Consider the following 9,257-nt stretch of genomic DNA (forward strand, 5'->3'; position numbering starts at 1 on the left):
CTCAAGGTTTACAAATTGCCTCGTGGCAGACAAATTGGTTCAAATCCATGACATTATTAGATGAAGCAGGAACGTCTCTTCTCAGAGTGCAAGAGATCGATGCTAGTGGATTAGTCCGGCGCAACGAACTTGGTGCGGATCTGCATTTTGAAGCCGCAGAACCGCTAGTAAGAAGGACGGTAGAGCTATTCAAACAGATCCCCGAAGATCATCTAGCCATTCTTCCCGACAACCAACTGCAAGTCATCAAGAACGCTTCCGACTCTTTTTTTAATTTTATAACTCAAACGCTTGAATTTAAGACGACGGTTCCCAATGCGAGCGCAATAAGGGAAACTTTAATTGGGCAATTTGGCAGCACATATGCGAGTTACTTTTCTGATCTACATCAGATCATATCGTACATATCTAGTCGACAGAAAGACTATGGCGCCTTGGAAAGAGAGGCACGCGCAAAGATCCAACAGGCAAGCGACAAGGCAAATGAACTAAGTAGAGCCCTAGAATCTCACGAGGTCGAAGCAAAGCGTGTTCTGGAAGAGATAAAGAAGGTAGCTGCCGAGCAGGGAGTGTCACAACAAGCCTACTACTTCAAGACAGAGGGGGACGATCACCTAAAAAAGGCAAAGATTTGGGAGAACCGGATCATCACTCTTTCACTGGTATCTGTTGCGTACTTGATTCTGGCTATATTCGCCCACAAGCTGCCGTACATATCCCCGCAGAACACTTACGAAGCCATTCAACTATCTGTCAGCAAGTCTCTAATTTTTGCTGTCGGTGCATATCTCATCATCTTGTGTGGCAAGAATTTCCTTTCTCATCAGCACAATGCTGTTGTGAATAGACATCGACAAAATGCATTGCTGACGTTCAAAGCTCTGTCAGACGCCGCGGGTACAGCAGAGAACAGAGACATCGTTCTTACGCACGCAGCTTCCTGTATCTTTAGTCCTCAGGAGACCGGGTATACAAAGGGCAGCCAGCAAACCAACGTTACTGGATTGATTGAGAGCATACCAAGATTGCTCCAGAATCCTGGGCAAAATGCTTGATCATAAGCTCAAGGATTAACTTTGGTGAAATCATAAAGCTTCCACCTCGGTGATCTCCACGCCTCTGCGCTCTCCCCCCCATTTATAGCATCTACTATGGCGACAAGCGCTTGAGTAAATGAACATTCAAGCAGCTCACTAGCAGTCTGAGGACTATTATCTTTGATGTACTTTCGCTTAACTCCGTGCCTTCCCAAACTATGAATAGCTGTCTGCTCAACTTTTCCGGCTTCAGGCACCTTCACCGACATGAGCAACTCCCAATCCGCAAAACCTCCGTATGCTTCCGCACCTACTGACGATAGTCGAGACTTAAGGTTTGTTGTCGTGCCAATTTTTATGAGTCGGCCGCTTATACTACCCATGATATAAACATAACCAGATTTTGAATACCGACCTTCGTAGGCAATCTTTTTGGTATCGCATTGAACGCAGTGACCAGATCTTGTGCGAAGTCTGTGACCACCATTGTTACATGGCGATCCCAGCACAAGCCGCTTCCCTAACTTTTTGGCTTCTTCCGCTGCCTGCTTCTTCTGAGAGTATCGCCCGTCGAACACATCGGAGGGAGAAATTCCTTGGCTGGAGAGAAATCGCAACTCTTCGGGCGTCAGCATGCCTTCGATACCATCGTTGACTCCATCGAAGCCACAAATAACACTATTTTGTTTGAATAATCTACATTGAACCCGATAAGGTGACTTGATCCTCACTACATCCGACTTAGGCTTCCGCCGGGGCGACGATACGGGGGAAGGCCGGAGTGGCAGCATGGTTAACTTCTCCGCCCTACCCCACCCCCTCACCCCACCACAAACTCCACCTTGATCCGGTCCGGGTCCTCCACGAACAGCGCGTAACAATCCGTGCCTCCGGTCGCGAAGGGATAGCGCTCGTCGGAGAGCATGGGGATTTTCTTCTTCCGGCACCAGGCCCTCAGGGCATCGACGGCCGCGCGGCTCTCCACCCGGAAGGCGAGGTGGTTCAGCCCCACGCCGCAGCGGTGACAGGTGCGGGCCCGCGTGGCGCGGCGGGACCTGCACGAAGGTGAGGTCACCGTCCTTGCCGTTCGGCAGGGTGACGCCATCGCCCCATGATCCGGTCTGCCGGTATCCCACGCGCTTCAGCAGGTTGCGCCAGACGGACCTGGTGGCGGCGAGGTCCGGAGGGCCATGCACATCCCCCGATGCCGTCATCCCGGCGAAGGCCGGGATCCAGCTTTGGACGCCCGAAGCGGGACTCCGGCTTTCGCCGGAGTGACGGAAGAGGCGAGGTCTGTCCCCCCGTCCCCTTCGCCCGTCCCGAAGGGATGGGAGAAGGTGGCCGACAGGCCGGATGAGGGTCTCTCTCCGCGAGTCGTGCCCGTTGAAAGAGGCCCTCATCCGCCCTTCGGGCACCTTCTCCCATTGCTTTGCAACGGGAGAAGGGGAAGCTGTGGGGTGGGAGAAGGTGGCCGACAGGCCGGATGAGGGTCTCTTTCCGCGAGTCGTGCCCGTTGAAAGAGGCCCTCATCCGCCCTTCGGGCACCTTCTCCCATTGCTTTGCAACGGGAGAAGGGGAAGCGGGCAGACTTTTTCCCTTCTCCCGTCCGCAGGATGGGAGAAGGGGAACAGCCAAACGCGGCCGTGCCGCCCGTCTAGCTCACCGCCTTGTGCAGGATCGAGCCGATCAGCGTCTGGTAGGGCATGCCTTCCCGCATAGCCTTGGCCTTGAGGCGCAGCAGGTCGGATTCCGGGATGCGGAGCGAGATCTTCACCCGTGTTTCATTCATCGCCGCACGGGCAGAGGCGGCGTAGGCCTTCTTGCCAGCCGGGGTCAGTTCGCTCCGCGGCGCGTAGCCTGGCGCTTCGATGGCCTTGACCAGCGCCATTTCCTCCTCGTCGAGGAACCCGGCAATCTTCGGCGGCTTAGCCTTGGTCGTCATTGTCTTGCTCCGGCAGATAAATGGCAGTGAATTTGCGGCTGGGAAAAACCGTCTTGAGAAAGATTTCGGCATCGCTTTCGACAAACGGCACGCAATAAGCGTAATTCCGGATGGCGAGAATGAACATGCGCTGTGACGGGTGATTGAGGCTGGGGTTCGCGACAACATCCAGAATGCGCCCGGCGGCGATGGCCGCAACGCACTCCTCGAAGCCAACGCGCCCACGCGCCTCATCTTCCGCCAGCGCCCGTCCCTTCTCCTCGTTCCACCTGATGGATTTGACCATGGCATCAGTGTATGGACAAAGTATGGCAAGTCAAGTCATGCCGCGTCTGACCTCCCCGCCGCGCCCATCACCGCGTTGACCACGACCCCGATGAAGACCAGCAGCCCGAAGCGGGACTCCGGCTTTCGCCGGAGTGACGCTATAGAAGAGTTCAAGCGGAATGCGGCCACAGAAAACCGATCGACGCCGCAACGCCGAACGACACAGAAGCGAATGTAAAGGGATAATAGAAGAGCAATCGCCACCGTCCAGAGGCGCCGCGTGGAATCCTCACATGGAGTTCGACTTTGCTGTCCGTTTCCATGCTGTTCTCGGAGTAGTACTGCAGGTCCTTTCGATAGGTGCTCAGAGCGCTGAGAAGCGTCAGTGCAAAGATGATCAGAAATACGACCGGCATGACGATTGACCCTTCCCCTGGAGAGGGTCGGACGCCAGGAATCAAGAGCAAGGGGCAGGTCAGGGCAAGAACACTCATCGCCAGTGACAGATGGCGAACACTGCCGTCAGCAACCATCTACTCCTCCTCCAGCATGGCGCGGAACACGACCGCCTCCATGTGGGCGAGGCTCAGGGCAGTGGCCTGCGGGTGGGACTGAAGGTAGCGGTCCACGATCCGCCTGCCCAGCGTATAGCCCAGCCAGTTGGGCATGTCGCCGGTGCCGAAGAACCACGCGGCATGGTCATACGCCGCATCATCGAAGCCCGCGAGGGCCTCGCCGCGCCAGGCCTCGCAGACATCGTCGGGCACGGCCACTTCGGAGGGTTCGGGCGGGCAGTTCATCATCTCATGCAGGAAGCGCTGGGCCAGGCCCTCGGAGACCAGCGCCTCGCCCAGCGTGTCGCCATAGCCCGGCCCGTCCCAGCGCAGCGCGTGGTGAAACTCGTGGAACAGGGATTTCAGCAATTCGTGGCGCAGCCGCTCTTCGGTGTGGGGCTGGGTGAGGTCGATCCCGATGCCGATCACGGCGGGCTCATAGCAATGCCCGCTGACGAAGAGCGCCTCCGGCATGGCTTCCGTGGCGCGGATGACGATGTCGAGGGCCAGCGGCGCCGTCACCGCACCAACCCGCGCCTCGGCCTCAGCACAGGCGCTCAGGATCACATCGGCGCAGGAGGCGAGCTGGCCGCGGGCATTCACGAGGTGCAGGATCCAGGAGGGCATTGAGGTTCGCCAGTGAATGTCAGTGAAATTTTATACAGTTTTCCACTCTATCACTGCCGGGCGCAAGCCCTCTCCCACGCGCCGGGCGGGGAACGCCCTCACGATCCCGTCATCCCGGCGCAGGCCGGAGTGACGGAAGAGGCGAGGTCTCTCCCCCCATCCCCTTCTCCCGTCCCGAAGGGATGGGAGAAGGTGGCCGACAGGCCGGATGAGGGCCTCTGTCCGCGAGCCGTGCCGGTTGAAAGAGGCCCTCATCCGCCCTTCGGGCACCTTCTCCCATTGCTTTGCAACGGGAGAAGGGAGCAGGCCGCGCCGCTCCCCTCACCCCTGCCGCTTCCGCAGCACGAACCACCACAGCGCCGCGCCCATCACCGCGTTGACCACAACCCCGATGAAGACCAGCAGCCCGAAGCTGGACGTCCAGATGTCCCCGAGGAACTGCACCATGTCCCACAGGGCGTGGAACGCGATGACCGGCACGAGGCTGTTCACCCGCAGCGCGAAGCAGGCCATGGCGAGGCCGAAGATGAAGGTCAGCACCAGCTGCTGCACCATGCCGTCCAGCGGCACGAAGGCCAGCACGTTCACCGCGTGAAGCGACGAGAACAGTGCGGAGGAGATCAGGATGGCCTTGAGCACGCTCACCTCGCGCAGGGCCCCCTTCAGCACGATGCCGCGGAACATCAGCTCCTCCGAGAAGCCGACGAGGATCATCGTCACGATGACGGCGAGCACCAGAAGCGACACACTCACCGTGCCGGTGAGCAGGGCGGCGGCGAACAGCACCGCGATGACGAGGAAACTCGGCGCCAGCCACCACATGCCGCGCCAGTCGATGGGACCGAAGCCGCAGTGCCAGTGCCCGAAGATGCGCCGCGCCATGACCACGGCATAGATGCTCATCGCCACCTCGAAGAACACCAGCACATAAACCATCTCGGGATCGCCATAGGTGATGCCGAAGACATGCCCCGCCGTGAACATGCCCAGCGCCATGATGGCGATGTAGCCGATGGCCGCCAGCACGGCCTGCCTCAGTGTTCCGCGTCCATCCGCCTTGCCAGCCATCAGACCCTCGCAAGCTCTCATTCGCGGCACAAGACTAGCGGAAAATGCGGGGCACTGCCACGCGGACGCGCGGCGGCCGCCCTCCCCTGCCGTGGCCACGGCAGGGGAGGCGGCGGGCAGGCTACGCCCGGGGGTGGGGCCTGGTTGGAAAATTCACGATGTCAATCAGCAGACGGCACGAACCGCCTGCATGACACACTTTAGGAATAAAGTCAACAAATAAGAATTACATCCAGAAGGCGCAATCCGTTGTGTGTTGCTGGTGCGTCAAAATCTTGACGAGATTTCAAGGTCTAGCCCATCATTGTGCTGCGCTGCCTATTCTGCCGGGCGGTGATTGTGTATGAAGACCCCGATCAGGGGCAATTGAGGGGTTCGCCGATGGGCTTGAAGATCATGGAGTTGCGGCAACTGGCCGGTCTGGCGGCCCTTGGCCTGCTGCTGGCAGGCTGCTCCTCCGGAGGTTCAGGCGGCGCGTCCATTGAAACCCAGGCGCCGCAGGGCATGACGGCCTCCGAGATCCGCTCCACGCTGGCGGGCAAGAGCTGGCGTTTCGCCGGCCCCAACAATACTGGCACCACCCTCTATGCCGATGACGGCACCTCGCTCGTCGAGGTTGACGGCAAGGGCACAACCAAAGGCAAGTGGACGACCAAGGACGGCCAGCTGTGCGAGAGCTTCGATCCCGCGCCATGGCTTCCGGGCGGCGTGCCGATGAGCTGCTATGGCTTTGCGCGCGGCACTTCGCCTGGCTCCTTCCAGGCCGGCAAGGCCGTGTTCACGCAGGCGTCATGAGGGTTTGATCCCTCGCCACATTTGGGCCACAGCCTGACCAAAGTCCTGCCGCGCGGAGGAAGGATAGCCCTCAGGGCTGGCCGTGCCGGGGGACTTTGCAGGGTGATTTGAAGATGACGCGATTTTCGCGCCGCCACGTGCTTTTGTCTGTGCTTGCTTTCGGCTTGTCCGCGCGCGCCGCCTCAGGCCAGGTCTTGCGGCATGAGGGCGATCCCTTCGCCGGCAGTCCGGCGGACGGCTTTCCCTCCGACGAGCAGTATTTCGACCCTGCCCTGCTGCCGCCGCCCGAGTCACCCATCGACTATCCGATCGAGCCGGTGCCGCCGCGCCGCATCCGCAGGAAGTTCCGCCGCCAGATGGTGGAATTCGACGGGCCGGAGATGCCCGGCACCATCGTCGTCGATCCCGACGCCCGCTTCCTCTACCACGTGCTGGCCTATGGCAGTGCCGTGCGCTACGGCGTGGGCGTGGGCCGTGCCGGTTTCGCCTGGGCGGGTGACGCCAAGGTGGGCATGAAGCGGCGCTGGCCGCGCTGGGTCCCCCCGCGCGAGATGGTGGACCGCGACGAGCGCGCCCGCGAATGGGTCAACGGCCAGCCCGGCGGGCCCGAGAACCCGATGGGCGCGCGCGCCCTCTACCTCTATGCCAATGGCGAGGACACGCTCTACCGCATCCACGGCACCAACGAGCCGCAGTCGATCGGCAAGGCCATGTCATCCGGCTGCATCCGTATGCTGAACCAGGATATCGCGGAGCTTTTCGACAACGTCATCGTCGGCACGCCGGTGATCGTGCGCGCCTCGCGCGGGGCCTGATCTTGAGCAACATCACCGCCATCGGCTTCGATGCAGACGACACGCTGTGGCAGAACGAAACCTTCTTCCGCATGACGGAGCAGCGCTTCACCGGGCTGCTTTCGTCCCATGGCGGGCACGAGGTGCTCTCGGCGAAGCTGCTCGAGGCCGAGCGCCGCAACTTGCGTTTCTACGGCTACGGCGTGAAGGGCTTCACCCTGTCCATGATTGAGACCGCGGTCGAGGTGACGAAGGGCGAAGTCCACGCCTCCGTCATCGCCGAGATTCTCGGCTTCGGCCGCCAGATGCTGCAGAACCCCGTCGAGACACTGCCGCATGCGCGTGAAACGCTCGATGAGCTGGCCGGCAAATACCGCATCCTCCTCATCACCAAGGGCGACCTCTTCGACCAGGAGCGCAAGCTGGCCCAATCCGGCCTCGGCGACTATTTCGATGCCGTCGAAATCGTCAGCGAGAAGACGAAGGCCACCTATGATCGCATCTTCGCCCGCCACGGCGACGGCGCGGCGCGCGCGGTGATGGTGGGCAACTCGCTGAAATCCGACGTGGTGCCCGCAATCGCCGCCGGCGCCTTTGGCGTTCATGTGCCGCATGAAATGACCTGGGCGCTGGAACATGAAGACGCGCCAGAGGACAACCCAAGATTCCGGCGCATCGCCGATCTTGGCAAGCTGCCATCTCTCATCGGCCAAATGACTTGAAGGCCCCTGCGGCCTGTGGCAGATGCGGACGCCACTGAAAGACATGACATCGTGATAGCCGGACTCTTGACCCCGCGGACTGCCGCCCTGGCGCTCTGCTTCATCCTTGCCGCTTGCGGTGCCACTGGCCCCACGGGCGTGCGCATCACCAATGACGGCGCCTCGGCGACGACCGACAAGACGCCGGTGCCGATCTCTGATTTCACCGCTCCCCAGATCCGCGCCTCGATCGCGGGCAAGACGTTCCAGTACACCCGCCCGGACGGCATCGGCTTCATCACCTACAATGCCGACGGCACCTTCAGCTTTCAGGACGACGTGAAGGGTGGCGGCACCGGCAAGTGGACGGCCAACGGAACGGAATTCTGCGAAGCCTGGGGCAAGGCCCCCGCCGAATGCGGCGTGTTCAAGAACACGGGCGATGCCTATTTCGCCGCGAAGTCCCGCCTTGTGGAGATGAAGACCTAGCGCGGCTACTCGTTCAGGAACGGGTTGGTCTGCCGTTCCTCGCCGATCTGGCAGGGCTGGCCATGGCCCGGCAGGCAGATGACATCATCGCCCAGCGGATAGAGCTTCTCCTTGATGGAGCGGATCAGTGCTGCGTGGTCACCGCGCGGGAAGTCGGTGCGGCCGATGGAGCCTTTGAACAGCACGTCGCCCACCAGCGCGAAACGGTTCTCCGCGTTGAAGAACACCACCGAGCCCGGCGTGTGGCCCGGCGCCTCGTAGATGGCGAAGGTGAGATCGCCGACGGTGACGCCGTCACCCTCTTTCAGCCAGCGGTCGGGCGTCACAGGCCGCGCGTCCACCATGCCATATTGCGCGCCAGACTGGGCAAGGCCCTCGAGCAGGAACAGGTCTTCCGGATGCGGACCCTCGATCGGCACGCCAAGCTTCTCCCTCAGTTCGGCAGCACCTCCGGCATGGTCGATATGGCCATGGGTCAGCAGAATCTTCTCGATGGTGATGCCGCTCTGGCTGATGGCGTCGAGGATCGTGGGCACGTCCCCACCCGGATCGACGATGGCGCCAAGCTTGCGCGCCTCATCGAAGACGAGCGAGCAATTCTGCTGGAAGGGTGTCACCGGAATGATGAAAGCCTGGAGTTTTGTCATGGCACGGGTGCATAGCTGTGCGGCGCAGGGGGTGCAACCACCTTGCCGTGCGGGGTGCCGCCGTCTAAAGCATGATCCGCAAAAGTGGAAACCACTTTTGCGAAAAGATCATGCTCAAGCCATTGAACTTGCGCGAGTTCTTTTCGACCAGGTGATTCCACCTGGTCGGAACGCGCGCGAGAGCCTTGCTGAATATCTGTTCAACCCATTTTCGGGATACATGACAACCGCAGCCACCCCCGCCCGCTCCCGCACCGGGAACATCATCGCTGCGCTGGCGGCGGTGGGCGCGTGCGACATCGCCTTCGGCCTCACCATGCAGCTGATGCCGCTGCT

At 60.7% G+C, this 9,257-nt stretch carries 13 protein-coding genes; 5 read left to right on the plus strand and 8 right to left on the minus strand.

What is annotated here, in order from left to right; genetic code table 11:
• A partial coding sequence (locus ACILRA_RS14805; protein WP_395662857.1) for a hypothetical protein occupies positions 1–1,055 on the plus strand: 1,055 nt, incomplete at its 5' end.
• Positions 1,056–1,063: 8 nt separating this feature from the next.
• Here the strand turns inward: ACILRA_RS14805 and ACILRA_RS14810 are convergent.
• The 7 genes from ACILRA_RS14810 to ACILRA_RS14840 form a co-directional block, all read right to left on the minus strand.
• Positions 1,064–1,672, minus strand: coding sequence for a GIY-YIG nuclease family protein (locus ACILRA_RS14810; RefSeq protein WP_395662858.1), 609 nt, complete (start codon positions 1,670–1,672; stop codon positions 1,064–1,066).
• 185 nt (positions 1,673–1,857) lie between these two features.
• Positions 1,858–2,112: a hypothetical protein gene (locus ACILRA_RS14815; RefSeq protein ID WP_395662859.1), complete on the minus strand. Its 255-nt coding sequence runs from the start codon at positions 2,110–2,112 to the stop codon at positions 1,858–1,860.
• Between the two features lie 579 nt (positions 2,113–2,691).
• On the minus strand, positions 2,692–2,979 hold the full coding sequence (locus ACILRA_RS14820; protein ID WP_395662860.1) for a CopG family antitoxin: 288 nt from the start codon (positions 2,977–2,979) through the stop codon (positions 2,692–2,694).
• Complete coding sequence (locus ACILRA_RS14825; RefSeq protein ID WP_395662861.1) at positions 2,963–3,265, minus strand: hypothetical protein; 303 nt, start codon at positions 3,263–3,265, stop codon at positions 2,963–2,965. Before ACILRA_RS14825 ends, ACILRA_RS14820 begins: the two co-directional genes overlap by 17 nt.
• Before the next feature lie 151 nt (positions 3,266–3,416).
• On the minus strand, positions 3,417–3,779 hold the full coding sequence (locus ACILRA_RS14830; protein ID WP_395662862.1) for a hypothetical protein: 363 nt from the start codon (positions 3,777–3,779) through the stop codon (positions 3,417–3,419).
• A complete protein-coding gene (locus tag ACILRA_RS14835; protein WP_395662863.1) occupies positions 3,780–4,427 on the minus strand; it encodes a DUF2268 domain-containing putative Zn-dependent protease in 648 nt (215 codons plus the stop codon).
• A 321-nt stretch (positions 4,428–4,748) separates the two neighbouring features.
• A complete protein-coding gene (locus ACILRA_RS14840) occupies positions 4,749–5,495 on the minus strand; it encodes a lysostaphin resistance A-like protein (protein ID WP_395662864.1) in 747 nt (248 codons plus the stop codon).
• 381 nt (positions 5,496–5,876) lie between these two features.
• On the opposite strand from ACILRA_RS14840, the gene ACILRA_RS14845 reads away from it, so the two are divergent.
• The 4 genes from ACILRA_RS14845 to ACILRA_RS14860 all read left to right on the plus strand — a co-directional run bounded on the left by ACILRA_RS14845 (position 5,877) and on the right by ACILRA_RS14860 (position 8,274).
• Positions 5,877–6,290 carry a hypothetical protein gene (locus ACILRA_RS14845; protein ID WP_395662865.1) on the plus strand — a complete coding sequence of 138 codons (414 nt, stop codon included), beginning with the start codon at positions 5,877–5,879 and terminating at the stop codon, positions 6,288–6,290.
• 113 nt (positions 6,291–6,403) lie between these two features.
• A complete protein-coding gene (locus tag ACILRA_RS14850; protein WP_395662866.1) occupies positions 6,404–7,105 on the plus strand; it encodes a L,D-transpeptidase in 702 nt (233 codons plus the stop codon).
• Between the two features lie 2 nt (positions 7,106–7,107).
• Positions 7,108–7,806 carry an HAD family hydrolase gene (locus ACILRA_RS14855; RefSeq protein WP_395662867.1) on the plus strand — a complete coding sequence of 233 codons (699 nt, stop codon included), beginning with the start codon at positions 7,108–7,110 and terminating at the stop codon, positions 7,804–7,806.
• A 66-nt stretch (positions 7,807–7,872) separates the two neighbouring features.
• Positions 7,873–8,274 (plus strand): hypothetical protein, encoded by a 402-nt coding sequence (locus ACILRA_RS14860; protein WP_395662868.1) that lies wholly within the window; start codon positions 7,873–7,875, stop codon positions 8,272–8,274.
• 5 nt (positions 8,275–8,279) lie between these two features.
• Here the strand turns inward: ACILRA_RS14860 and ACILRA_RS14865 are convergent, their stop codons facing one another.
• Positions 8,280–8,921, minus strand: coding sequence for an MBL fold metallo-hydrolase (locus tag ACILRA_RS14865; RefSeq protein ID WP_395662869.1), 642 nt, complete (start codon positions 8,919–8,921; stop codon positions 8,280–8,282).
• Between the last annotated feature and the right edge of the window lie 336 nt (positions 8,922–9,257).

This window comes from Aestuariivirga sp. (assembly GCF_044239095.1).
GTDB lineage: Bacteria > Pseudomonadota > Alphaproteobacteria > Rhizobiales > Aestuariivirgaceae > Aestuariivirga.

Excerpts from the sequence above, each read along its gene's own strand:
- ACILRA_RS14820 (WP_395662860.1), bottom strand. The coding sequence starts at position 2,979 with ATGACGACCAAGGCTAAGCCGCCGAAGATTGCCGGGTTCCTCGACGAG.
- ACILRA_RS14830 (WP_395662862.1), bottom strand. The coding sequence starts at position 3,779 with ATGGTTGCTGACGGCAGTGTTCGCCATCTGTCACTGGCGATGAGTGTT.
- ACILRA_RS14835 (WP_395662863.1), bottom strand. The coding sequence starts at position 4,427 with ATGCCCTCCTGGATCCTGCACCTCGTGAATGCCCGCGGCCAGCTCGCC.
- ACILRA_RS14825 (WP_395662861.1), bottom strand. The coding sequence starts at position 3,265 with ATGGTCAAATCCATCAGGTGGAACGAGGAGAAGGGACGGGCGCTGGCG.
- ACILRA_RS14865 (WP_395662869.1), bottom strand. The coding sequence starts at position 8,921 with ATGACAAAACTCCAGGCTTTCATCATTCCGGTGACACCCTTCCAGCAG.
- ACILRA_RS14845 (WP_395662865.1), top strand. The coding sequence starts at position 5,877 with ATGGGCTTGAAGATCATGGAGTTGCGGCAACTGGCCGGTCTGGCGGCC.
- ACILRA_RS14850 (WP_395662866.1), top strand. The coding sequence starts at position 6,404 with ATGACGCGATTTTCGCGCCGCCACGTGCTTTTGTCTGTGCTTGCTTTC.
- ACILRA_RS14840 (WP_395662864.1), bottom strand. The coding sequence starts at position 5,495 with ATGGCTGGCAAGGCGGATGGACGCGGAACACTGAGGCAGGCCGTGCTG.
- ACILRA_RS14810 (WP_395662858.1), bottom strand. The coding sequence starts at position 1,672 with ATGCTGACGCCCGAAGAGTTGCGATTTCTCTCCAGCCAAGGAATTTCT.